Genomic DNA, 24,425 nt, shown 5'->3' on the forward strand with positions numbered 1-24,425 from the left:
TTCAGGCTCCCTTCCGCGCGCGGCGTTCCGTCGGCTGCGTGACCCGGTCGAGCACCAGGCCGAGGCAGACGATGGCCACGCCCGCGACCAGGCCGAGGGCCAGATCGCCGGTTGCCAGGCCGGTGACGACGTCGTAGCCGAGCGCGCCGCCGCCCACCAGGCCGCCGATGATGACGACCGCGAGGACGAGGACCACTCCCTGGTTGACGGCCAGCAGCATCGAAGGCCGGGCGAGCGGGAGCTGGACCTGGCGCAGGAGCTGCCAGCGGGTGGCGCCCAGCGAGCGGGCGGACTCCATCGCCGCGGGGTCGACCTGGCGCAGGCCCTGGGTGGTGATGCGGATGACCGCGGGCAGCGCGTAGATGACGGCTGCCGCCACGGCCGGGGCGCGGCCCACGGCGAAGAGTGCGACCACCGGGATGAGATAGACGAACTGCGGCATGGTCTGCATGACGTCCAGGACAGGGCGCAGCAGCCTCTCGAAGCGCTCGCTGCCCGAGGCCAGGATGCCGATGCCGAACCCGAGGATCAGCGTCGCCGCGAGGGCGGCGATCACCTGCGAGAGGGTGTTCATCGAGGGGTTCCACACGCCCAGCACGCCGATGGCCGCCAGCGCGAGCACCGCGGTCAGCGCCGTGCGCCAGGTGCCGATGAGCCAGGCCAGCGCGGCGACGATCAGCAGCGCGCCCCACCAGGGCAGTGCCGTCAGGCCGTCGCGCAGCGGGTCCAGGACGCCGGAGGTGAAGTGCGCGGCCCAGTCCGCGGTGCCGCCGACGACCGGGACTCCGGAGTAGAGGTGGTTGACCATCCACTCCTTGAAGTCGTTGACCGGGCGGGCGATCTCCACGACCCAGGCGGACGGCCAGACCATGGAACCGGCGAGCCGGCCCACGAGGGCGATGGCGGCGGTGACCACGGCGACGCCGGCCCAGACGCGCCATCCGCGCAGCAGCCGCGGCCCGTCGGCCGGGGCGGCGCCCAGCCTTTCGCCCGCGGCCGCGGTGACCCGGTCCATGACGATCGCCAACAGCACGATCGGGATGGCGGCGGCAAGCGCGGCACCGACGTCGACCGAGGCGAGCGCCTGGTAGACACGGTCACCGAGGCCGCCGGCGCCGATCATGCAGGCGACCACGGCCATCGAGAGCGCCATCATGATCGTCTGGTTGAGGCCGAGCAGCAACTCCTTGCGGGCCAGCGGGAGACGGGCGGTCAGCAGCCGCTGCCGTCCGGTCGCGCCCAGGGAGGACACGGCCTCCAGGACGCCCGCGTCGGCGCCGCGCAGTCCGAGCGCGGTGAGCCGGGCCATCGGCGGCGCCGCGTACACGACGGTCGTCAGCAGCGCGGCGGGCACGCCGAGGCCGAAGATCAGCACGACGGGCAGCAGGTAGGAGAAGGCCGGCAGGATCTGCATGGTGTCGAGTACCGGCCGCAGCAGGCGGAACATCCGGTCCGACAGCCCGCCGACGAGGCCGAGCAGTGCGCCGACGACGGCCGAGGCGAGCACCGCCACGACCATCAGCGCGAGCGTCTGCATCGTCGGCACCCACATGCCGAGCATGCCGCTGAGCACGAAGGACAGCAGGGCGACGGAGGCGATGCGCAGCCCCGCGATGCGCCAGGCGACGAGGGTGACGCCCGCCGTCACGCCGGTCCAGCCGAGCGTGAGGAGCACCACGTAGACGGCGCGTACGGAGATGACCACGGCGTTGCTGATGTGGCCGAAGAAGTACAGGAACAGGGGGTGGCTGTCGCGGTTGTCGATGATCCAGTCGCTGGCCTTGCCCAGCGGCTCGCTCAGGTCGACCGACAGGGCCCCAGGCCAGGTCCCGCTGCCCCACTTGGCACTGGCGAGCGGGACGAGGACCGCCGCGGCGACGGCGAGGAGCAGGATCTTGCCGATGCCGCGGTGGCGGAGGAGCGCCTGGAACGGGGTGGCCTTGGGGTCCTTGGGGGTCTCGGTGGCGCCGTCGGCACCTCCGGGTCCGCCGGTCCCTCCGGGAGCGACGGGATCGGCCGCTCTCTCCCGGGCCGGTGCGGTGGTGGCGGCACTCATGCGCGGCCCCGCTTCACCGTGCCGGCCGGCACGTTCATCGCTGCTGCCCGCTGGGCCTGGCGCCACTGCCGGCTGGCGGCCGCGGTCAGGGACCCGGCGGCGGCGCGCACCGTGCGGGCGAGGGTCTCGCGGCGGCGCGCGGCGTGGGCGGTGGCGTACATCAGGCCGCCACCTCCTCGCGCTCGATGCGGGCGACGACGTTCAGCAGGCAGGCGTGGTCCACGACGCCGATGCAGCGGCCGCCCTCGACGACGCGGGCGGCGCCGCCGGAGCGGGCGACGGCCTCGATGGCGTCGGCGCACAGCGTGTCAGGGGAGAGCGCGGCGCCTTCCTCGGCCTCGCCCGCCTCGACCGGGCGCATCGCGCGACGGACGGTGAGGACCTGCTCGCGCGGCACATCGCGGACGAAGTCGCGGACGTACTCGTCGGCCGGGGAGCCGACGATCTCCTCGGGAGTGCCGAGCTGAACGACCTTGCCGTCGCGCATCAGCGCGATGCGGTCGCCCAGCAGCAGCGCCTCGGAGAGGTCGTGGGTGATGAAGACCATCGTCCGGCCCTCCTCGCGGTGCAGGCGGACGACCTCCTCCTGCATGTCGCGCCGGATCAGCGGATCGAGCGCGCTGAACGGCTCGTCGAAGAGCAGGACTTCGGGGTCCACGGCGAGCGCGCGAGCGAGCCCCACGCGCTGCTGCTGACCGCCGGAGAGCTGTCCGGGGCGGCGCTGCTCCAGGCCGTCGAGACCGACCTTGTCGACCATCTCCTGGGCCTTGGCGCGGCGTTCGGCCTTGCCCACGCCCTGGATCTCCAGGCCGTAGGCGACGTTGTCGAGGACGGTGCGGTGCGGCAGCAGGCCGAAGTGCTGGAAGACCATGGAGGCGCGGTTGCGGCGCAGCTCGCGCAGCGCGGTCTTGTCCATGCCGCGCACGTCCTCGCCGTCCATTTCCAGCGTGCCGCTGGTCGGCTCGATGAGCCGGGTCAGGCAGCGTACGAGCGTGGACTTGCCGGAGCCGGACAGGCCCATGACAACGAAGGACTCGCCCTTGTGGACGTCGAAGGAGACGTCGCGCACGGCCGGGGTGCAGCCGGTGCGCTCGCGCACCTCGGCTGCGGAGAGCTCCTGGAGGGACGCGTCGTCGGGGATGCGATCGGCCTTCGGGCCGAAGACCTTCCACAGGTTGCGTACCGAGAAGATGACGTCCCGGTCGTCCTCGACGGCCGCGGCGCTGCGGGGCTCGGATATGCCGAATGCGTCGGTGGTGGCAGTAGTCATCACGCACCACCTCCCTGCGTAGTGGGCTTGGCGAGCAGTTCGGCGCACTTCTCTCCCACCATCAGGACCCCGAGCATCGGGTTCACGGCGGGCAGAGTGGGGAAGACGGAGGCATCGGCGATGCGGATGCCCTGCAGCCCCCTGATCTTCAACTCCGGGTCGACGACGGCGAGTTCGTCGTCGGGCGCGCCCATCTTGCAGGTGCCCGCCGGGTGGTAGACGGTGTGCGCGCACTTGCGCACCAGCTCGCTGATCTCCTCGTCGTCGGTGACCTCGGGGCCGGGGAAGACCTCGCGCTTGAGCCACTTGGCGAAGGGCTCGGCCTTGGCGATCTCCCGGGCCAGCTTGACGCCGTCGACCAGGGTCTGCCCGTCGTAGTCGCCCTCGTCCTCGAAGTACTTGAAGTCCAGCGCGGGCTTGACCTCGGGGTCGGGCGAGGTGAGGTAGAGACGGCCGCGGGCGCGGGACTTGGGGATGTTCGGGGTCATCGACACACCGTGCTCGGGGCGTTCGTAGCCCAGCCGCTCGGGGTGGTCGGTGTAGGGGATCTGGTAGAAGTGGAACATCAGGTCGGGGCCCTTGTGTTCCGGGTCCCGCTTGACGAACAGCACCGCGTCGGAGTCCATCGCGGAGTTCTCCGGGATCGGCCCGTTGGTCTCCCAGACGATGACCGACTCGGGGTGGTCCATCAGGTTCTCGCCGACGCCCGGCAGGTCGAGCACGCAGGGCAGGCCCAGCGCTTCGAGGTCCTTCCTCGGACCGATGCCGGAGTGCATCAGCAGCCGCGGGGTGTCCACCGCACCGGCGCAGACCAGCACCTCACGGGCGGCCTCGACGTAGACGTCCTCGCCGTCCTTGGTGCGGACGTGGACGCCCTTGGCGGCGGTGCCCTCCAGCTCCAACTTGGTGGCCCAGGTCTCCAGCATCAGCTGGAGGTTGGGGCGGTCACCGGCCTCCATGTGGGGGTGGAGGTAGGCGACGGAGGCCGAGGAGCGCTTGTTGTTCTCCGGGTGGTAGGCCAGGTCGAGGAAGCCCACGCCGTCCTCGAAGGGCTTGTCGTTGAAGCCGATGATCTCGGGCACGCCCAGGGCCGTCTTGGTGGCCTTGATCCAGTCGCTGGCGATCTGGTTCTGGTCCTTCTCGGCCACCCGCACGATGTTGTTGCGCAGCTTGCCGAAGTACGGGTCCATCGTGTTGGCGTTCCAGCCGGCCGCGCCCGCCTCTTCCCACTCGTCCCAGTCCGAGGGCAGCGGCTTGAAGGCGATCAGGGTGTTGTGCGAGGAGCACCCGCCGAGGACCTTGGCGCGGCTGTGCAGGATGTTCGAGTTGCCGCGCGGCTGCTCGGTGGTCGTGTACTCGTAGTCCAGCTCGCCGCCGAGGAGGCCGAGCCAGCGGCGCAGCGTCAGCACGTCGTCACGGTCGATGTCGCTGGGGCCGCCCTCGATGACGACGACGCTGACGTTCGGGTCCTCGGTGAGCCGGGAGGCGATCACGGAGCCGGCGGTGCCGCCGCCGACCACGACGTAGTCGGCCCGGACGGTGCGGGAGGGCGAGGGGGAAGCAGAGGGGGGCATGGGGTGGTGCTCCTTTTGCACAGTGCGTGAGCGGCTGCGGTACTGCCTGCCGCGGGTGGCGGCGGATGCTGCTGACCCGCGGGACATGCGGGACGTCCTGCTGACCTGCGGGGACGGGGTGACTCATAGGGCTGCGGGCGGGCCGGTCCGACCCGCCCGCAGCCGACCGGAACGATCAGCCGGCGAACCAGCGGACGGGCTCGGGCCGGAGGTTCTCGTAAATGTGCTTGCTCTCGCGGTACTCGTCCAGACCCGTGGGCCCCAATTCCCGACCGATCCCCGACTTGCCGAAGCCGCCCCACTCCGCCTGCGGGAGGTAGGGGTGGTAGTCGTTGATCCAGATGGTGCCGTGCCGCAGACGTGCGGCGACCCGACGGGCGCGGGCGGTGTCGGCGGACCAGACGGCGCCGGCCAGGCCGTATTCGGTGTCGTTGGCGAGCGCTGTGGCCTCGTCCTCGGTGGTGAAGGTCTCCACCGTCAGGATCGGACCGAAGGTCTCCTCGCGGACCACCTTCATGTCGCGGTGGCAGCCGTCCAGGATGGTCGGCGCGTAGAAGTAGCCGGTGGCGGGCCGTGCGTCGGACGGCTTGGGGCGGGAGCCGCCGCAGCGCAGCTGGGCACCCTCGGAGAGCGCGGAGGCGACATACGCCTCGACCTTCTCCAGCTGCTGCTGCGAGACGAGCGGGCCGCACTCGACGCCGTCCTCGGTACCGCGGCCGAGCTTGATCTTCTCGGCGCGGCGGGCGAGTTCGGAGACGAAGCGGTCGCGGACCGACTCCTCGATGATCAGCCGGGCACCGGCCGAGCAGACCTGGCCGCTGTGGATGAACGCCGCGTTCAGCGCCTGGTCCACCGCGGTGTCGAAGCCCTCTTCGGTGGCGCAGGCGTCGGCGAAGACCACGTTGGGGTTCTTGCCGCCGAGCTCCAGCGCGATCTTCTTGGCGCCGGACACCGCGGCCGCGCCCGCCTTCGTGCCGCTGACCAGGCCACCGGTGAAGGAGAACAGGTCCACATCGGGGTGCTCCGCCAGCCGCTGACCCACCGGCACACCGGCGCCGGTGACGATGTTGGCGACGCCGGCCGGCAGCCCGGCCTCGACCAGCAGCTTGATCAGGTGCACGGTCGACAGCGGCGTGACCTCGCTCGGCTTGATCACGAAGGTGTTGCCGGCGGCCAGGGCCGGTGCGACCTTCCAGCTGGCCTGGAGCAGCGGGTAGTTCCACGGCGTGATGAGGGCGCAGACGCCGACCGGCTCGTGCACGACGACGCTGTGCACGTCCGGCGACCCGGCGTCGACGACCCGGCCGCCGCTCTCGTTCATCACCACGTCGGCGAAGTACCGGAAGGCGTTGGTGACGTCGTCGACGTCGACCCGGCCCTCTTCCAGCGTCTTGCCGGTGTCGCGGCTCTCGATCAGCGCGATGGTCTCGCGGTCGCGCTGCAGCAGCTCGGCGACCTTGCGCAGCAGCGCGGAGCGCTCGGCGACGGCCGTGCGGGGCCAGGCGCCGGCGCCGCCGTCGAAGGCGCGGCGCGCGGCGGCGACCGCCGCGTCGGCGTCCTCGGCACCGCCCTCGGACACCAGCTGGAGCGTCGTCGCGTCGGCGGGGTCGAGGACCTCCCGCGTGGCGCCGGATGAGGCGGGGAGCCACACCCCGTCTACGTGAATGGTCTCGGTTGCCGCCACGTCTGTTCTGCCTTCCGCTTACCGATGCGTTGCCACTGGTTCAACCAGCAACCGGGAACCCTCCCCCGTCGCCCCCCACCTATGCCCAAACCTTCATGGAAAGTGACTCGACTCACTCCATGTGCGACTGAATGTCCCGGTACGTATCGTTGACAGCCGTACGCCGCCGCCCGCCCTCGCAGCGCATTCCGGCCGCGTCGCCGCGTCGATGACGCCGGCCCGAGCCATCATGAGGAGGAACCGGGCCGAACGAGGAGGAGCGGGTCATGACGCAGGTCTTCGCGGACATCTCGATGTCGCTGGACGGTTACATCACCGGACCGAACGACAGCGTCGACAACCCCTTGGGCGACGAGGGCGAGCGACTCCACGAGTGGGTGGTCGGCCTGAAGGGCTGGCGCGCCCAGCACGGCATGGAAGGCGGCACGGAGGACCGCGCGTCCGAACTGATGGAGGAGGCGTTCAGCCGCTCCGGCAGCTTCGTGATGGGCCGCCGGATGTTCGACGCGGGCGAGCAGCCCTGGGGCGAGGAACCCCCCTTCCGCGGGCCGGTGTTCGTGGTCACCCACAGGGCCCACGCGGACATCGTCAAGCGTGGCGGCACCACCTTCGTCTTCGTCACCGACGGCATCGAGGAAGCCCTGCGCCGGGCGAAGGAGGCCGCGGGCGACAAGGACGTGTCCGTCGCCGGTGGCGCCGCGGTGATCCAGCAGCTGCTCGCCGCGGGCCTCCTGGACGAGCTGCAGATCCACCTCGTCCCCCTGCTGCTCGGCGACGGCGTCCCGCTCTTCGGCTCGATGCCGCCCGGCCTGCGCGAGCTGGAGTCGACCCGGGTGCTCACCTCACCTGGCGTCACCCATCTGCTGCTGCGTCCGGCGCGCTAGTCCGCGGGGTCGGCGAGCCGCCTCCACCGGCCGCCCCCTCGGGCGGACAATTCGGCCATGGCTGACACGGTGACGAAGGCAGTGCTCGAAGGCGGACCCGAGGACCTCCCGGAGCGCATTGTTCCGGTCGACCCTCCCGGGGCCGACTTGAAGATCCCCTTCCGCGCCGGCTACGAGCACTTCCGCCAGACCTCACGGCTCCAGGAGACCGAGGACGGCACATTCCCCGTCTACGAGTGGTGGGAGCGCACAGAGCTGCCCGGGTAGGAGGTCGGGTCCGGCAACGGACGCCCATCGGGGGTGTCAGCCGGTTGAGGCGAAGGCTTCCAGGGCGATGCGCTGGGTCTTCTCCTGCTGCGGCCAGTCAGCGGCGGTGCCCAGGACGAGCACGGCGAACATCCGGCCGTCAGCGGCCGTGAAGGCGCAGTCGACGACCTTGACACGCTCGCCCCTGCGGTCGCTGTCGTACGCATAGACGAGCTGGGTGGCGTCCGTGCCCGGGGCCGGCTCACCGAGCGGTCCGAGGCTGATCTCCTCGTAACCGGGTTCGCCCGACCTGCTGCGTGACGCCTCCTCCAGCGCCTCGCGCGCGGTGGCACCTCCGGTGATCTCGAAGACCTGCACCAGGCCGCGGTCGTCCGGTTCGGTGTAGAAGACCCCGTGCTTGTCCTCGCTGCGCTGCCACCCCCGGGGAACCACAGTGGTGAAGTCCGCGCGGTCGTGGACGAGGCGGTAGCCGTCCGGGACCTCGGTGCCCGACGCGGAACCCTCCGGCGTCGGCGATCCGGATGAGGGGGATTCACTTGCGCCCGAGGTGACGCCCGCACCCTCGGGGGCGGATGCGTGGGTGCCCTGACGGTGGGCATCGGCCGTGGGTTCCCCGTCGCGGCCCCACAGCAGCCATCCGCCGCCGACGCCGATCGTGATCGCGGCCACCGCCGCGCCCGCGATGAGCGCCGTCGAGTGGCGGCGCCACAAACGGGTGGGTTGCTGAGGGGGATCGCTCTGATGCGACGGGTCGGCCTGCGGCGGTGTCGGTGGCGGTGTCGGCGCGAAGTCGGGACGCGGCGGCATCGGACCCGTATAGCGAACGGGCGGTGGCGCGCCGTCCTCCCAGCCCTGCGTCTCGTCGTTCCAGCGGCCACTGCTACCGCCCGTCATCGTCACCCTCCTGCCAGCGCGGCGACCGCCTGACCGACGGCCGCCCCGGAGGCCAGCAGGCCCACGACGGTACCGGCGTCGGCCAGTGCGGTCCGCAGCCGGGCCAGCCGGCCCGGGCCTGCCGCCCCGGTGTCGGCGATCTCCGTCTCCGTGTCGGCCAGTTCGGTGCGCAGCGCCAGGGTCTGTGGGCTCTCGACCACGACGGCCAGTTCGCCGCGCAACGCGCGGACGGCACGCAACAGCTCGGCCTGCGCCGGGTCCGCCGCGGGATTTCCGGCGCCTTCGTAGTTCGTCACCGTGTTGTTGTTGCCGATGGCGAACGCCCCCCGCACACTGCCGATGTGGTTGCCGCCCCGCTCGTCAGCTGTTGTCACGACCGTTCCCTTCGTTCGGCGTGCTGCCGCCCTGATCGCTGTTGGTGATGCTGTTGTTGTCGCCGATGCCGACCGCCCCCTGGGCGGACTCGACGTAGACGCCGCCGTTGGCGACATTGACGATCCGCTGCTCGAACTCGTCGGTCTGATAGCCGGCTTCGCGCAGCGCGGTCGTCACCCCGGCCGCCACCCGCTGCTGGATGGTCGTCAGATAGCGGGCGACGTCCATGTCCTGGAAGAGGGAGGCGTCCTCGGACGAGCCCAGCTCGCGCACGGACACTCCGGGACCGTCAGGCAGCGACGCGCCGTATCCTTCGGTGCCCATCCCCCACCACAACAGCAGGCCGCGCAGCAGCGTGACCACCGCGCGGCCCGCGGAATCGGGCGTGCGGGCAAGCGCCCACACGGCCTTGCCGAACGGGTCGCGGTTGCGATCGAGGTGGGCGAGCCGGTCGGCATCCTGGAAGAGCTGCCGCAGCGGCCACAGCACATGTGGCGCGACCTCCAGCATCAGCATCCCGCCCTGGGTGTGCACCCGCACGAAGACCGTGGTCACGATGCCCTCGCCCCAGCCGCCGACCCGGATACGCAGGAAGTGCCGTCGGGTCTCCCCGCCCTCCTCCACCGCGCGGACCCGGTGCGCCTCGAACTCCTGCGGCGCGTACGGCGCGGCCTCGCGGGACGGCAGCCCCTCGGCCGGCAGGAAGACGCACTCGTCGATCTCCAGCCCGCGCAGCCGGTCGCGCACCGCCCCCGCCGACTGCAACGAACCGTGCGCGGACGGCACCCGCAGCGCCGCCACCAGCGGGACGATGCGTTGCAGGATGGCGCTGTTGTCCAGCGGAGCGACCTCGCGGCCCTTGCGCGGCCGCAGCTCCACCGACAGGGACCAGGTCTTGTACGGGCTGCCGGCACCGCGGAACGGGTCCGCGGCGCGGTACATCACCAACGGCCCGTGCTGCTCGGTGCGCACCCGGTCCCGCAGCCGGCTGAAGCGCTTGCCCTGGGAGCGCTCCGCGGGGTCGGACATGACGTCGGGGAAGCGCGCCTTGGACAGTTCGCGCGCAAGCACCCTGGCGAACTGCCCGCGCCGCAGTGCCACCACCACGGCCGCCAGCAGCGGCAGCGCGAGGGTGATCCAGGCCTGCAGGAGGAGGTAGTTCTCGTGACTGCCGCCGAGGGACGACAGGTCCGGGCTGCCGACCTGCGGGCCGCCGGGCCACCCGCTGCCGCCGGAGGAGCCGTAGGGGTCGTAGGGGTCGTAGTCGGGCGTGTCGCCAGTCATGAAGGCCGGCAGTCCCGACGGAATGACCCATACGTTCGCCAACCCGTCGCCGCCGCACACCCTGATGACCAGTGCCAGGAGGAAGAAGGTCAGCGTCAGCCGCCCGTACCAGCGCAGCACGAAGGAGAGGAACCGCGCGATCCACAGCGGAATCGGCGCCCGGCGGACGGCACGGGCGAGAGCCATCAGCACGACGGGGAAGAGGTAGAAGGACGCGAGGCCCGAGGACAACGGGACGGCCACGATCCACAGCAGCAGGATGAGTGCCGCCCAGCCCAGCTGGAGACGCCGGGCGCGCAGCGCGTGCGCAAGGACCCGGGCGGCGTCGATGCCCAGGGACGGCGCGGCGAACCGTTCCTCATGGACGTACAGCTCGTCGATGACCGCGTCGCGGAACCCGTCGTCCAGGTAGGTGCCGGCGCACAGCAGCCGGGTGGCCTCACTGGCGCCCGGCGGGGTCACCGGGAAGGGTGCGGGAGCCGGGCCGGTGTCCGGGCCGGTCGGGCCTGATCGCGGGGGCTCGCCCGGTTCATCCGGTTCACCGGACCGCTCGGGCACATCTGTCTGCGTCACCGTCTCCCCCAAGACACCAACAAGCCACCACTGCGGGCTGGTTGCGCGGACCAGGAGTCGGCAAGAGGCCGCTGTGCGGAAGCCGTAGCATAGGGGAGAACGACACTCCGTGTCAGCGCCGAAGGACATGCGGTGACACGGAGCGGTCGCCGCGCCGCCCGGAGACGGCGGGTGAGCCGTCGGCTCACGGATGCGGCTCGGCGCGTTCCCACCGGACCGGCTGCGCGGACCACCCGCTCAATGATTGCTGGTCAGGTTGAGCAGGACGACGCCGCCGATGATCAGGGCAAGCCCCATGACCTTGGCCGGCGTCGCCGATTCCCCCAGGAACAGCATCCCGATGAGCGCGATCGCGGCCGTGCCGAGGCCGGACCAGATCGCATAGGCGATGCCCAGCTCCATCTTTTTGAGCGCCTGGCCCAGCAGCGTGAACGCGGCGAGGTAACTGAACCCCATCACCAGGCTCGGCACCAGTTTGGTCAGCCCTTCGCTCAGCTTCAGGAACGAGGTGGCGATGACCTCAGCGGATATGGCGCCCAGCAGCAGCACCCAGACCATGGCCGCCCCCAATCTGTCGTTCGGTCAGAGCAATGTCCGCGGTGGCCGGGTGGGAGGACCGGACCAACCGGCCCTCCCACCCGGCCACGGCGCGGACGGGTAACTGTGCGGGCGTCACGAACCGCCGGACGGCCGCTCCCACGGCGGCATGCCGCTGTATGCGCGTCCGATGAGAGACACCCACCGGTGCACGGAGTCCTCGATCGGCGCGAACGGTCCGGGCCGGTAGTGCTGTGAGGTGAGCCCGCGCTGGACGGATTCGCAGGCGTCCCAGTCCTGCAGATTGATGCGGTGCCAGAAGTCGACGGGGCTTGCGTCGAGGACCCCGTCCTGGGCGTACCAGGAGCACTCGACGCGGCTGTGTCCCGGGGACTGCGCCACCAGGTGATGGATCAGCACGTAGTCGGGATGCAGGGAGATGAACATGTTGGGGACCAGCGCGGCGTAGAACACCTTGTCCAGGTCGACGCCCGGCAGGATGGCGCCGCCGGCCCGCCCGTCCATCGACATCGTCTGCGCGCCCTCCGCCAGGTCCATCGTGCCGCCGACCCAGGCTCCCGGCTCGTCCGCGATGTAGGCGGCGCTGTTGGGCGGGGCCACGGCGGTCAGCTCGGGGTGGATGTGCGGGCAGTGGTAGCACTCCTGGTAGTTCTCGACGATCACCTTCCAGTTCGCCGCCACCTCGTAGGTGCGAGTGGCGGCCAGCTTCAACCGCTCGGGCGCGTACGGGGCGACATGCCCGGCGAGCGCTCCCAGGTAGTCGGAGAAGCTCGCGGCGTCGTCACTGGCGTTGACGAAGACCCAGCCGTGCCAGACCTCGGCGGGGAGTTCGATCAGTCCGTGGTCCTCCGGCAGATCCGGGAACCGGGGCGCCGTGCGCAGCGAACCGTCCATCTTGAACGTCCACGAGTGGTACGGGCAGTGCACCACCCGCTTGCTCGACGAGCAGCCGTCGGCGAGCAGTTCGTGTCCGCGGTGCCTGCAGGTGTTGGCGAACGCGGCGATCCGGTCGCCGTCCCTGGTCAGCAGGACCGGCACGGTCCCCACCTGCTTGGCGTACTGGGTCGCCCCCTCGGGGAAGACTTCCTCCACCCGGCCGAGGCAGCTCCATGTGCCGGCGAAGAGGTGACGCTGCTCCCAGGCGAACACCTCCGGCGCGGTGTAGGCCGCGGCGGGCAGCATGCTGGATTTCCCGAACGGTTCCGTCACGCGGTTCAGTTCGTCGAGAGGCAGCGGAGCGTGCGGCCAATCGGCTGGTGTGGTCGTCGTCATCAGGCGTCCCCTCCGGCAGTCGGGCGAGCGGATATCTCGGTGCGTACCGTGCTCTTCGGGTCGTGGTCCGCGGGGAAGGCCGGGCCGGTTGGCGGCGCGGCCCCATGGGTCCCGGACGCTCGCGTTCCCACGGTCGTCACGGGCGCGGGTCCTCTCGGGCGGTCCGGGCCGGATCCCGTTCGACGACCGGATCCAGAATCTCGTCGATCTGCGTGAGCAGCTCCTGGTCGAGCCCGACACCTGCCACCGCGGCGTTCTCCATCAGTTGCTTCGGGTTGGACGCGCCGACGATCGCGGAGGCCACGTCGGGGTTCTGCAGCGTCCACGCCACCGCGAGCTGTGCCTGCGTCAAACCGACCGACTCCGCCAGCGGACGGAGTCGCTGCACCCGGCTGAGCACCTCGTCGCGCATGAACGGATCGAGCCACTGGCGCCCCTCCGCATCGGCGCCGCGCGAGCCGGACGGAGGCTGCTGCCCCGGCAGATACTTTCCGGTCAGCACTCCCTGGGCGATCGGCGACCAGACGATCTGCCCGATGCCCAGCTCCGCGCAGGCAGGAATCACCTCTGCTTCGATGACCCGCCACAACATGGAGTACTGCGGCTGATTGGCGATCAGCGGAATGCGCAGTTCCCGGGCGAGACGGTGCGCGGCGCGGATATCTTCGGCACGCCATTCGGAGACCCCGATATAGCGGACCTTGCCCGCCCGGACGATGTCGTGGAACGCCTCCATCGTCTCTTCGAGCGGCGTCTCGACGTCGTATTGATGGGCCCAGTAAATGTCCACGTAATCGGTCCGCAGGCGGCGGAGCGATCCGTCGATCGAGTCGAGAATGTGCTTGCGGGACAGGCCGCGGTCGTTGTGTCCCGGCCCGGTCGGCCAGTACACCTTCGTGCTGATTTCCAGCCCTGCCCGCCGCTGCTGTGCCAATGCCCGCCCCAGCACCTCTTCGGCGCGGGTGTCCGCATACATATCGGCGGTGTCGAAGGTGGTGATTCCGGCGTCAAGTGCCGCCCCCACACAGGCAAACGCGGCGTCCTCGTCGATCTGCTGGCCGTGGGTGAGCCAATTGCCGTACGCGATCTCGCTGACCATCAGTCCGCTTTTACCGACGTGACGGTGCTCCATCACTCCTCCTCGAAGTCGTCGTCGCCCACCAGGACGTATCCGCCCTGGTGGGCGGCAGTTCAGCTCTGGCGCCCGTTCGGTGCGGGCAGGAATCCGGATTCGACGAGGTGCTGGATGTACCGGTCGAGAAGGGCGTGATCGATTTCCGGGCATTCGATGCCCGATGCGGCGAGACCGCGTGAGGTATTGGTCCGGTCGTAGCCGAAATCATCGAGCTGCAGTGAATCCACCGCCGAGCTGACCAGGACGAGGGTCGCCCGTACCGAGCTGTTCCGGTCGTCGTCGAGGGCGTCCGCGTGCCGCTGGAGCCGGCCCATCCAGTCCTCGTACGGCACGGCCTCGACGGTGTGGCCGGCGGCGCGGATCCGGTCGATGATCGTGTGGATCCGCACGGTCCGCGGATTGGTCAGGTTGAACTCGCCGCCGATGGACTCCGGGTCCAGCGCGAGCCGCACATACGCCTTGGCGACGTAGTCGACCGGCACCACGTTCACCTCGGTCCAGCCGGCACCTGCCTGCGGCACCGCCCCGACCTCGACACACGCGCGGATGTAGTGCCACAGGCCGTCGTTTCCTCCCACGGCACCGGTGGCCGTGTGGCCGCCGATCTGCGCGGGCCGGTACACCGCCGAGGGGATACCGCGCACACGCGCGACGCGGAGCATTTCCTCGGCCACCCACTTGGTGCGCGCGTATCCCTCGGCGGGCATCAGATCCGGATCGACCCGCCGGTCCTCCACCAGGGGCTCCGGGTTGTTCGCCGTCCCGATCAGCGCGCTCGTCGCGGAGACGTAGTGCATCGGCTTGACCCGCTTGCTCGCGGCGAGCCGCAGGACCTCCCGGGTGCCACCGACGTTGGCCGCCCTGAGCCGGCTGTAGGCATCGACCAGATTGACCCTCGCGCCGTTGTGGAAGATCAGGTCGATCTGCTCGGCCAGCATGTCGAATTGCGGTTCCGGCAACCCGCACAGGGGCTTTTCCAGGTCACCGGCGATCGCGGTGATCCGGCCGGCGTCCACACCGTCCGCGAGGCCGTAGCCGCGCAGGCTGCCCAGCACGCGAACGGCCGCCTCGGTGTCCTCGCTCGCGCGCACCAGGCAGTAGATCTGCGCGTCCGTGCTGTCGAGGAGTTCCCTGAGCACGAAGGACCCGACGAAGCCGGTCGCACCGGTCAGCAGGACCTTGCGCGGAGCACGGACCAGGCCCGGCTCCATCGGCTCACTGCCCACCGTCGAAATGGCCGGGTCGAGGAAGGCTTCCTCGACGAGGTCCACATCGGCGGCGAATTCCCCGCCGGAGTCCGGGTGGATGAGCAGAGCCGCGAGCGCGGCCGCGGTCGGCCTGGCGAATATCTCGTGTACGGGCACGTCGACGCCCGTCCGCTGCTTGATCCGGCTGGCCAGACGGACGGCGAGGATGCTGTTGCCGAACTCGAAGAAGTTGTCGTCGACCCCGACCTGTGGCACCCCGAGCACCTGACTGAAGAGCTCGCACAGCGTCTCCTCCATCGAGTTCTCCGGTGCGCGACCCGATGAGGGGGGCGCCAGTGGCGGTGCCGGCAGCGCCGCGCGGTCGAGCTTCCCGTTCGCGTTGAACGGCAGGGCGTCCAGCCGTACGAAGGCCGCCGGAATCATGTAGTCCGGCAACGTCCTGGCCAGGTGTGCCCGCAGCGAGGCGGTGGGCAGATCGCTCGCGGCGGCCGCCATCGGCGAATTGGCGTAGGAGGTCAGCGGCTCCTTCTCCTCGGCTCCCGGCCGGTAGAGGTCGGACAGCATCGCGAAGTCCGGCCCGTCAGCGGGGACCAGGACGCAGTCGAAGCTGCCGTCGAGAGCCCCGGACCAGGTCAAGATGGCCCGGTATCCCAAGCGCTCCGCCGATACGCGCAGCTCCTCGGGATCGACACCGCGCGGCTCGGCACGGAGCTCGGACAGCACCGCGCCGATGGCCGCGCCCTCCGCGAGCCGGTCGGCGGCGGCGATCTCGTTGGCGATGCGTCCGTTCGGAATTCCCGAGAGGCGGACCGGGGCCGGCGCACGCCCCTGCAAGGCGGCGGCCAGCCGGTCCGGCTCGGCGATGTCCTGACCCCACCGCAGGACAGGCAGATCGCCCAGGGACGCGGCCGCGGGCTCGTTCGTGCCCGACTTCTTGCGCAGCACGACGTCGTAGCGGTACCGGGTGAACTCGTTGTGGTACCGGCCGGGCTTGAGGCGCATGTCCACCGCCTCGACGGAGTCCATCCGGTCGGCCAGCGCGACGTAGAACTCCGGATGCATCATCAGGTCTTTTTCCAGCGCAAGCGCGTGCTCGACATCGCGCCGCACCTCGGCGGCGTCCGTCCGCTCGTCGGCACGCTGGAGGTGGATCGCGGTCTTCAGGCTGCGCAGCAGACCGAGATGGCGGACGTCCCCGACGACGACGGAACCCCCGGGTCGGATCAGATCCATCGCGTTCGTCAGGACCCGCACGAGGTAGTCGACCGTGGGAAAGTGCTGGATCACCGAGTTGATGACGACCAGGTCGAAGAAGTCCCTGGGCAGCCCGTCGAGGTCGTCCGCGGGCTGGCACCGCAGCTCGACCTTGCCGGCCAGCGCGGGGTCCTTGTCGACCTGGGCCCTGATGTTGTCGATGACCGGCGCGGAGAGATCCGTGCCCCAGTAGGACTCACAGGACGGCGCCAACCGGGCCAGCGTCAGGCCGGCGCCCACCCCGATGTCCAGTACGCGGCGTGCCTGCAGCTCCCGCAGCCGCGCGGCGGTGTCGTCCTGGATCTCCCGGAGATGCTCCATCGGAAGGAGATGGCCGTCGTAGCTGCTCTTCCAGACCCCGAAGTCCTCACCGAGCGGGGGCTGCGCCGAGTCGGTGCCGGTGTAGACCGAGTCGTACACCTGCTGCCACTCGTCGACCTTCTCCCGTGCCGCCTCTTCCGACTCCACCTCGGCGGCCGGCACCACATAGACCACCAGCCGCTGGTCACCGGGGTTGTCCGCGCGCACCTCGACCGCGGCCTGGCTGACCAACGGGTGCGTGATCACGGCGGTCTCGATCTCACCGAGTTCGACGCGGTGGCCACGGATCTTGACCTGCCGGTCGGCCCGGCCGACGAATTCGAGGTCGCCGTCGGCGGACAGGCGCACCAGGTCACCCGTGCGGTACATCCGCGACTCGCCCTGCTCGAAGGGGTTGTCGACGAAGCGTTCGGCCGTCAGGGTCGGCTGGTTCAGATAGCCGCGTGCGACTCCGGCTCCGGCGATGTACAGCTCACCGACCTCGCCCTGGGCCACCGGCTGCCGGTCGGGGCCGAGCACATGGACCTGGGTGTTGGCGAGCGGCCGCCCGATCGGCGGCGGGCCGGTGATCTCGTGGAGCGGGGCGATGGTCGACCAGACGGTGGTCTCGGTCGGCCCGTACAGGTTCACGACCTCACGGCCGAGAGCGAGCATCGCGGTGGCGACCGCCGGGGGCAGCGCCTCGCCGCCTACCAGCATGCGCAGTCCACGCAGGCTGTCCGGGATCTGTTCGACGAGCATTCCCCACCATGTCGGGGTGCCCTGCGCGATGGTCACGCCCTGCCGCAGCAGTTCGGCCACGGTCGCCGGCTCGCGGTTGGCGCCCGAGGGCGCGAGCACGATCGCGGCCCCCCTCACCAGCGGCAGGAAGAGCTCCACGCCGGACATGTCGAAACCCAGCACCGAGGTGGCCAGCATCCGGTCGTCGCAGGACAGGCCGAAACGCTCGCCCAGGTCGGTCAGCAGGTTGGCGAGATTGCCATGGGTGACCACGACGCCCTTGGGGCGGCCGGTCGAACCGGAGGTGTAGATCACGTAGATCGGGTGGGTGGACCGCAGCGGCGCGATGCGCTCGTCATCCGTCAGATCGCCGTCGGCCCACTCGCTGTTCTCCCCGAACAGCGACAGGTCATCGAGGCTCACGGCCGGAACATGTGCGTCGTCCAGCCCCGCCGTATTCGATGCGGTCGTGGTCAAGGCCAGTTTCGGCCGCACCTCGCCTGCCATGAACGCGACGCGCTCGGCGGGCTGTTGTGGATCTATCGCAAAGTACGCGGCCCCCGCCTTGAGAACGGCGAGGAGGGCCACAATCATCTGCTCGGTCCTGGGTAATGCGACAGCCACGAAGTCCTCGGGTCCGATACCGCGGGAAACCAGGGAGCGGGCAAGTCGATTGGCGCAGGAATTCAGCTCGGCGTACGTGTAGGTGCGGTTTTCGGAGAGTAGTGCCACCGCGTCGGGAGAGGCATCGGCACATGCTTCGAACAAAGTCGTTATCGTCGGCCGCGAAACGGTCACAACAGCAACCTACTTTCGTGCGATTTCAGCGACAGAGCAGCCTCGACCCGTTACGGGCAAATCATTGCCCAGAGGCTTACCCGGTAAGGACCGTAACTGCGTTGGCCATCGCCGCACCAGACTCACCCGTCCCTCCCAACTCTTCTGTCACATACGGGGGTTGACAACCTCGCACGTCAGGTCTAAGCGGCACCCGGTACAGCGAATCCGGCGAGGTTGACCGCCGTGGCCGCGTCGCCTTGCGGGGGCGAGAACAACAGGGCAACACCCGCATCGACGGACATCGGCGCGGGCTCGATCAGGTCACCCTCGGGCCGGGGCGGCTGCGCTGCTCGATGGCGGTGATCGGGTGGTGAGACGGCCGGAAGTTGCAGTCAATTTCGGCCGAAGATGGCGAGAAAACGCGTCGGCCACGACGCCGGATCAGAGCACGGCAGTGGCCGGAAGGCGCGCGATCCGGCCACCTGACGGTCTTCAATTCGACTGCGGTGCGGGGAACTTGAGCAACTGGTCTACCAATGTGGCAGCCTGTGACGGATTCTTGGATCTCGTGCTCATGCGTCTCGGGGGAGGATCCGCAGTGCCACGTATCCGACCGCGCGGTTCGAGACGGCCCAGGCCCGCCTCCGCCGCCGCGCCCACTTCCCCTTCCGCGCCCTCGGGCGGCTCCGGCTTCAGCTGGCTGCGCGCCCTGCTGCTGGCGCTCGCCCTGAGCCTGCTGTTCGCCCTGGTGTTCCTGGTCCTGTTCGCGACCGGCTGGGGTTCGAGCGAGGTGCGCATCGGGCTGGTCGGAGGCGTCGCGGTGCTCTGCGCGGCCCTCGTCGGCCTGCTGCAGTCCGTGACCAACGGCTTCCGTCTTTCCGAGATCGCCTTCGCCTTCGCGGTCCCCGTCGCCGCCCTCGTCGTCGTGTCCCTGGTGTTGGGATCGGAGGAGGACTCCCGGCCGGTGCCCGTCACCGCCAGGACCCGCCTGACGGACGGGCGGTCCATGACCCAGGGCAGCACGGCGCGGGTCACCGTCGCCTCCGGAGCCGTACGCGACCGCCTGCGGGTCACCTTCGCCGCGCAGGAGGCCGGGGACGCCTCCCCGTGCATCCCCGCCAGCGCCCTCCGCATCTGGGGGGACGACCTCGCCCAGGAGGTGACGGCGAGGCTGCGGTCGGAGACCGTCGTGCACCTCCCGCTCGACACCACGGCCCCCGCGATCACCTTCAACGTCGACCTGGAAACCGACGCGCACTGCCACGTATCCATCGACGTCAAAGAAGCGAGCCTCCGCGACTGACGGAGCGGCGCCACACCCTGGCCTTCAGGAGGATTGATGACCGCAATACCCCGGCTCCTGCTCATCGGGGCCTCCTGCCTGCTCGTGGCCGCCACCGCGTGCGGCCCCGGGGGCACCCCGGACGCGAAGCGGAGCACCACACCCAAGCCGACCGTCGAGCCGCTGCTCAAGGGCGGCGTGACCGTAGCGGTGAAGATCGACCAGCCCGGGTTCAACGTGCACAGCCCCGCGGAGCACAACTACGCGGGCTTCGACAACGACCTCTCCGTCTACCTCGCCAGGAAGCTCAACTACACGGCCTCGCCGACCGATGTGGAGTCCAAGCGCCGCGAGGAGGTGCTGCGGCCGGGAGGGGCGGCCGACCTGGTCATCGCGACGTATTCCATCACCGACTCCCGCCGCTCCAAGGTCGACTTCGCCGGACCGTACCTCAACACCCGGCAGGGGCTGCTGGTCAAGAAGGGGTACACCGGGATCAAGAACCGCAACGACACGGCGGGCAAGGCGATCTGCACCGCCGAGGGCTCCACGTCCGACCCGAACAGCACCGCGATCAGCACCGACCCCGAGAAGACCCGCGAGGCCGTGCGGAACCTGCTGCACAAGGACGCACGGGTGGAGACCCGCAAGGACTACCGGCAGTGCGTCGAGGAACTGCGGCGCGGCGACTTCGAAGCCGTCTGGACCGACCGGGTGCTGCTGTACGGCTTCGCCGAGGTCTACGACGACGTGGAGGTCATCAAGGACTTCTCCACCGGCGAGCTGCAGCGCTACGGAATCGGCCTGCCCAAGGGCCATCCGAAGGACTGCGCAAGGCTGGTCGAGGGGCTGCGGGACTTTCTGCAGTACCGCTGGAAGGACGCCTTCCGCAGCCACTTCCCGAAGCTCGCCGAACTGGACCGCGACTTCGAGAACACCTACAAGCCCGACCCCTCGCAACTGGAGGGCTACTCCTGCCAGTCGGACGAGCCCGGCAAGTCCGGCTGAGGCGACGATCGGATCGCTCGCACAGCGGAGCCCGTACGGTCCGGGACCGTACGGGCTCCGCTGTCAGCAGCGCGGGCCGCCGGGGTGGCTCAGATGAGGCCGAGACCGCGGACGGCCTCGCGCTCCTCGGCGAGCTCCTGCACCGAGGCGTCGATGCGCTCGCGGGAGAACTCGTTGATGTCCAGGCCCTGGACGATCTCGTACTTGCCGTCCTTCGTGGTGACGGGGAAGGAGGAGATCAGGCCCTCCGGGACGCCGTAGGAGCCGTCCGAGGGGATGCCCATGGAGGTCCAGTCGCCGTCCGCGGTGCCGTTGACCCAGGTGTGGACGTGGTCGATGGCGGCGTTGGCGGCCGAGGCGGCGGAGGACGCGCCACGGGCCTCGATGATCGCCGCACCGCGCTTGGCGACGGTCGGGATGAAGGTGTCGGCCAGCCACGCCTGGTCGTTCACGACCTCGGCGGCGTTCTTGCCGGCGACCTCGGCGTGGAAGATGTCGGGGTACTGCGTCGCCGAGTGGTTGCCCCAGATCGTGAGCTTGCGGATCTCGGAGACCGGGGTGCCGGTCTTCTTCGAGAGCTGCGAGAGCGCACGGTTGTGGTCCAGGCGGGTCATCGCGGTGAAGCGCTCGGCCGGTACGTCCGGCGCGGCGGCCTGCGCGATCAGCGCGTTGGTGTTGGCGGGGTTGCCGACGACCAGGACCTTGATGTCGTCCGCGGCGTGCGCGTTGATCGCCGCGCCCTGCGGCTTGAAGATGCCGCCGTTCGCCTCCAGCAGGTCGCCGCGCTCCATGCCCTTCGTGCGGGGGCGGGCGCCGACGAGCAGGGCGACGTTCGCACCGTCGAAGGCCACGTTCGGGTCGTCGGAGATGTCGATGCCCTGCAGCAGCGGGAAGGCACAGTCGTCGAGCTCCATGGCGGTGCCCTCGGCGGCCTTCAGGCCCTGCGGGATCTCCAGGAGACGCAGCTTGACCGGCACGTCCGCGCCGAGCAGATGACCGGAGGCGATGCGGAAGAGGAGTGCGTAACCGATCTGGCCGGCAGCGCCGGTGACGGTGACATTGACGGGAGTGCGGGTCATGGCGATCTCCTGCGCGATATTTTCTGGGGTTCCTGGGGGCAAGCCCCCGGACCACCATCTGGCGGTGGGTGTCCCTGCCCTTATCGAGATCTCTCGGTATCAAGAGACCCGGCCGTCAGGCTATCGGACCCCTCCCCGGCTCAGGCGACGGGCCGGTGTGGAACACCTCACCGGGTGGTCCCTGGACGCCCGGTACGGCCGCCCCGTGAGACCCCCGCGGCGGCCGCACGGCGCCCGGCGTGGCCCCTGGGAGTGGCCGGTGGGTGGCGGCCCCGGCACATGAAGCGGCCGCCCGCTCTTGGAGGGGGAGCGCGGGCGGCCGCCGGGTTGTGCCACACCCGTGGGGGGATCAGTTGGTCGCATGCCCGGGATCCCCGCGAACATTCCCCCCTGTTTTCGCGCCGCTGCCACGACGTGCCGTTCCGCCCGGCGAACGGCCGGTTCACGCGGGTCGGCGGCCGGATCCCTGCGCTCGCCGGGAGGCGTTCGCGGCCCGGGGTCCGTGCGCCGGTCCCTACCGCACCGTGAAGTGGACGATGTCGTCCAGGAACGGAATGTGCACCCACGGCTTGGGCTGCACCATCAGCGACAGCATCACGATGACGAAGCCGAGCAGGCCGTACGTCGCCATGTCGGTGAAGCGGGAGCGCACCGCGAGCATCCCCACCGAGGGCAGCGCCCACCGCAGCACCGCGCCGGCCAGCAGCGAGAGGCCGATCAGCAGGCATCCGATGCGGAAGGCGTCGAACGCCACGAGCAGCAGTCCGGCCGCGACACCGCCCATGACGGTGAGCAGCGGCCACTGCCGGGCGGGCGCCGGGTAGTCGCCCGCGGCGGCGCGCCCGCCGCCCTCGGGCCGGGCGGTGTCCCGGGTCAGCTGCGGAAAGCGGCGCGAGCGTTGCGGTGCGGACGCTCCGTCCGAATGCGCTTCGGCACCCATGGCTGGCAGTCCCTTCAGGTGTGCGGTCCGGCTGTCTGGTCCCGCGCGGCTCAGCCGGCGGCGCGCTCGGCGGCCTCGACGACGTTGACGAGCAGCTGGGCGCGGGTCATCGGGCCGACGCCGCCCGGGTTCGGTGCGACCCAGCCGGCCACCTCGGTCACACCCGGGTGCACATCGCCGACGATCTTGCCGTTCTCGTCCCGGCTGACGCCGACGTCCAGCACGGCCGCGCCCGGCTTGACGTCCTCGGGCTTGATGATGTGCGGCACACCGGCGGCCGCGACGATGATGTCGGCCTGCTTGAGGTGCGAGGACAGATCGCGGGTGCCGGTGTGGCACTGGGTGACCGTCGCGTTCTCCGACTTGCGGGTGAGCACCAGCGGCATCGGGCGGCCGATCGTGATGCCGCGGCCGACGACCACCACGTGCGCGCCCTTGATTTCGACGTCGTGCCGCCGCAGCAGCTGGACGATGCCGTACGGGGTGCACGGCAGCGGACCGGCGACACCGAGCACCAGCTTGCCCAGGCTCATCGGGTGCAGCCCGTCGGCGTCCTTGTCCGGGTCCATCAGCTCCAGGACACGGTTGGTGTCGATGCCCTTGGGGAGGGGGAGTTGGACGATGTAACCGGTGCAGGCGGGGTCCTCGTTGAGTTCCCGTACGACCGCCTCGATCTCCTCCTGGGTGGCCGTCTCCGGGAGTTCGCGCTGGATGGAGGCGATGCCGACCTGGGCGCAGTCGCGGTGCTTGCCGCCCACGTACCAACGGCTGCCGGGGTCGTCGCCGACCAGCAGGGTGCCGAGGCCGGGCTGCACGCCCTTGGCCTTCAGCGCCTCGACGCGGGCAACGAGCTCGGACTTGATCGCGGCGGCGGTGGCCTTGCCATCGAGAATCTGGGCAGTCATACCCCCATCCTCCCGGATGGGGGTGGGTGGGTTCCAATCAGGGCGCGCAGGCGACAATGGATCATTGCACTTGGACAACGCCTCACGGCCTTGACTGGACAGACTCAATGCGCAACTAGAAGGATTGACGCGCAGTGCCGCAGGCATCGTCGGGGGCGGGCCAGTGAAACCTGTTTTTCCTCCGAGTCACGCCGCGTCGTCCCCCACTGACCCAACGGAGGAAAACAGCAGATGAGTTTCGGCGACCCGAACAACCCTTACGGCCAGCAGCCTCAGCAGGCGCCGCAGGCCCCGTACGGCCAGCAGCCGCCCGTCCCGCCGCAGGCGCAGCCCGGCTACGGCTACCCGCAGCAGCCGCAGGCCCCGCAGCAGCCGTACGGATACCCCCAGCAGGCGCCGCAGGCCCCGCAGCAGTACGGCTACCCGCAGCAGCAGGGCTACCCGGGCCAGCCCGGTATGCCCGGCATGCCGGGCATGGGCATGCCGCAGGGCTACGCGAGCTGGGGTGCGCGGGTGGGCGCGTTCCTCATCGACTACCTGATCGCGGGTCTGATCCCGATGATCCTGTACTTCATCGCCATCGGTATGTCCGCCGGCGCGGCCTCGTCCTCCATCCCGGACACCTCCAGCTGCCCGCCCGGTGACACCCAGTGCATCAGCGACGCCATCGACTCTGCCTCGGCGTCGAGCGGCGGCATGACCGGCGGCGCCATCGTGATGATCCTCCTCGCGGGTGTCATCGGCTTCGCGGCCGGCATCTTCCTGCTCTACAAGGAAGGCACCACCGGCCAGACCCCGGGCAAGAAGGCGCTGAACATCCGCCTGGTCCGCGAGACGACCGGTCAGCCGATCGGCTTCGGCATGGCCTTCGTCCGCCGCCTGTGCCACATGCTCGACTCGCTCCCCTGCTCCATCGGCTACCTGTGGCCGCTGTGGGATGACAAGTCGCAGACCTTCGCCGACAAGATCGTCGGCACGGTGGTCGTCCGCTCCCAGTGAGCCGGAAGCGGGGGGGGGCGGCGGCGCCCCCCCCCCCCCCCCCCCCCCCCCCCCCCCCCCCCCCCCCCCCCCCCGCGCCCCCCCGCCCCCCCCCCCCCACCCC

The 24,425-nt window shown here is 70.3% G+C and carries 20 protein-coding genes; 5 read left to right on the plus strand and 15 right to left on the minus strand.

From position 1 onward, the window contains the following. Nucleotide 1 precedes the first annotated feature (1 nt). The 5 genes from ACGFZW_RS20760 to ACGFZW_RS20780 all read right to left on the minus strand — a co-directional run bounded on the left by ACGFZW_RS20760 (nt 2) and on the right by ACGFZW_RS20780 (nt 6,584). On the minus strand, nt 2-2,056 hold the full coding sequence (locus tag ACGFZW_RS20760) for an ABC transporter permease (RefSeq protein WP_393894624.1): 2,055 nt from the start codon (nt 2,054-2,056) through the stop codon (nt 2-4). Beyond that, nucleotides 2,053-2,217, minus strand: coding sequence for a hypothetical protein (locus ACGFZW_RS20765; protein WP_393894625.1), 165 nt, complete (start codon nt 2,215-2,217; stop codon nt 2,053-2,055). Before ACGFZW_RS20765 ends, ACGFZW_RS20760 begins: the two co-directional genes overlap by 4 nt. After that, on the minus strand, nt 2,217-3,326 hold the full coding sequence (locus ACGFZW_RS20770; protein ID WP_393894626.1) for a glycine betaine/L-proline ABC transporter ATP-binding protein: 1,110 nt from the start codon (nt 3,324-3,326) through the stop codon (nt 2,217-2,219). The genes ACGFZW_RS20765 and ACGFZW_RS20770 overlap by 1 nt, the downstream gene beginning before the upstream one ends. After that, entirely contained in the window at nt 3,326-4,900 is a 1,575-nt protein-coding gene (locus ACGFZW_RS20775) for a GMC family oxidoreductase (protein WP_393894627.1), read from the minus strand. Before ACGFZW_RS20775 ends, ACGFZW_RS20770 begins: the two co-directional genes overlap by 1 nt. A 175-nt stretch (nt 4,901-5,075) precedes the next feature. After that, nucleotides 5,076-6,584, minus strand: a complete 1,509-nt coding sequence (locus ACGFZW_RS20780; RefSeq protein ID WP_393894628.1) for an aldehyde dehydrogenase family protein — start codon at nt 6,582-6,584, stop codon at nt 5,076-5,078. Between the two features lie 266 nt (nt 6,585-6,850). Here ACGFZW_RS20780 and ACGFZW_RS20785 point away from each other — a divergent pair, with 266 nt between their 5' ends. Both ACGFZW_RS20785 and ACGFZW_RS20790 read left to right on the plus strand, forming a co-directional pair. Beyond that, a complete protein-coding gene (locus ACGFZW_RS20785; RefSeq protein WP_393894629.1) occupies nt 6,851-7,468 on the plus strand; it encodes a dihydrofolate reductase family protein in 618 nt (205 codons plus the stop codon). A gap of 57 nt (nt 7,469-7,525) precedes the next feature. After that, nucleotides 7,526-7,735 carry a DUF5988 family protein gene (locus ACGFZW_RS20790; protein WP_393894630.1) on the plus strand — a complete coding sequence of 70 codons (210 nt, stop codon included), beginning with the start codon at nt 7,526-7,528 and terminating at the stop codon, nt 7,733-7,735. A 36-nt stretch (nt 7,736-7,771) separates the two neighbouring features. Here ACGFZW_RS20790 and ACGFZW_RS20795 read toward each other — a convergent pair whose 3' ends face one another. The 7 genes from ACGFZW_RS20795 to ACGFZW_RS20825 form a co-directional block, all read right to left on the minus strand. Further along, complete coding sequence (locus tag ACGFZW_RS20795) at nt 7,772-8,629, minus strand: hypothetical protein (RefSeq protein ID WP_393894631.1); 858 nt, start codon at nt 8,627-8,629, stop codon at nt 7,772-7,774. 2 nt (nt 8,630-8,631) lie between these two features. Continuing rightward, nucleotides 8,632-9,003, minus strand: a complete 372-nt coding sequence (locus ACGFZW_RS20800; protein ID WP_393894632.1) for a hypothetical protein — start codon at nt 9,001-9,003, stop codon at nt 8,632-8,634. Beyond that, the gene (locus ACGFZW_RS20805) at nt 8,990-10,861 is read right to left on the minus strand and encodes a hypothetical protein (RefSeq protein WP_393894633.1); all 1,872 of its coding nucleotides are present in this window, start codon (nt 10,859-10,861) and stop codon (nt 8,990-8,992) included. Before ACGFZW_RS20805 ends, ACGFZW_RS20800 begins: the two co-directional genes overlap by 14 nt. A 237-nt stretch (nt 10,862-11,098) precedes the next feature. Continuing rightward, nucleotides 11,099-11,419, minus strand: coding sequence for a DMT family transporter (locus tag ACGFZW_RS20810; protein ID WP_393894634.1), 321 nt, complete (start codon nt 11,417-11,419; stop codon nt 11,099-11,101). A 114-nt stretch (nt 11,420-11,533) separates the two neighbouring features. Then, a complete protein-coding gene (locus ACGFZW_RS20815; protein ID WP_393894635.1) occupies nt 11,534-12,691 on the minus strand; it encodes an SRPBCC family protein in 1,158 nt (385 codons plus the stop codon). A 136-nt stretch (nt 12,692-12,827) separates the two neighbouring features. Then, nucleotides 12,828-13,823, minus strand: a complete 996-nt coding sequence (locus ACGFZW_RS20820) for an aldo/keto reductase family protein (RefSeq protein WP_393894636.1) — start codon at nt 13,821-13,823, stop codon at nt 12,828-12,830. Between the two features lie 59 nt (nt 13,824-13,882). Beyond that, nucleotides 13,883-18,097: an amino acid adenylation domain-containing protein gene (locus ACGFZW_RS20825; RefSeq protein WP_393894637.1), complete on the minus strand. Its 4,215-nt coding sequence runs from the start codon at nt 18,095-18,097 to the stop codon at nt 13,883-13,885. 610 nt (nt 18,098-18,707) lie between these two features. Here ACGFZW_RS20825 and ACGFZW_RS20830 point away from each other — a divergent pair. Together ACGFZW_RS20830 and ACGFZW_RS20835 are read left to right on the plus strand one after the other, a co-directional pair. Beyond that, nucleotides 18,708-19,412 carry a hypothetical protein gene (locus ACGFZW_RS20830; RefSeq protein WP_393894638.1) on the plus strand — a complete coding sequence of 235 codons (705 nt, stop codon included), beginning with the start codon at nt 18,708-18,710 and terminating at the stop codon, nt 19,410-19,412. A 36-nt stretch (nt 19,413-19,448) separates the two neighbouring features. Further along, the gene (locus tag ACGFZW_RS20835) at nt 19,449-20,399 is read left to right on the plus strand and encodes a transporter substrate-binding domain-containing protein (RefSeq protein WP_393894639.1); all 951 of its coding nucleotides are present in this window, start codon (nt 19,449-19,451) and stop codon (nt 20,397-20,399) included. A gap of 89 nt (nt 20,400-20,488) precedes the next feature. Here ACGFZW_RS20835 and ACGFZW_RS20840 read toward each other — a convergent pair whose 3' ends face one another. The 3 genes from ACGFZW_RS20840 to ACGFZW_RS20850 all read right to left on the minus strand — a co-directional run bounded on the left by ACGFZW_RS20840 (nt 20,489) and on the right by ACGFZW_RS20850 (nt 23,323). Then, entirely contained in the window at nt 20,489-21,478 is a 990-nt protein-coding gene (locus ACGFZW_RS20840) for a malate dehydrogenase (RefSeq protein ID WP_393894640.1), read from the minus strand. 514 nt (nt 21,479-21,992) lie between these two features. After that, the gene (locus tag ACGFZW_RS20845) at nt 21,993-22,418 is read right to left on the minus strand and encodes a DUF3017 domain-containing protein (RefSeq protein WP_393894641.1); all 426 of its coding nucleotides are present in this window, start codon (nt 22,416-22,418) and stop codon (nt 21,993-21,995) included. A 50-nt stretch (nt 22,419-22,468) separates the two neighbouring features. After that, nucleotides 22,469-23,323 carry a bifunctional methylenetetrahydrofolate dehydrogenase/methenyltetrahydrofolate cyclohydrolase gene (locus tag ACGFZW_RS20850; protein WP_393894642.1) on the minus strand — a complete coding sequence of 285 codons (855 nt, stop codon included), beginning with the start codon at nt 23,321-23,323 and terminating at the stop codon, nt 22,469-22,471. 231 nt (nt 23,324-23,554) lie between these two features. Between ACGFZW_RS20850 and ACGFZW_RS20855 the strand changes: the two genes are divergently transcribed. Beyond that, nucleotides 23,555-24,322: an RDD family protein gene (locus ACGFZW_RS20855; RefSeq protein WP_393894643.1), complete on the plus strand. Its 768-nt coding sequence runs from the start codon at nt 23,555-23,557 to the stop codon at nt 24,320-24,322. Nucleotides 24,323-24,425 lie beyond the last annotated feature (103 nt).

Source organism: Streptomyces sp. NPDC048248 (assembly GCF_043201875.1).
Classification (GTDB): domain Bacteria; phylum Actinomycetota; class Actinomycetes; order Streptomycetales; family Streptomycetaceae; genus Streptomyces.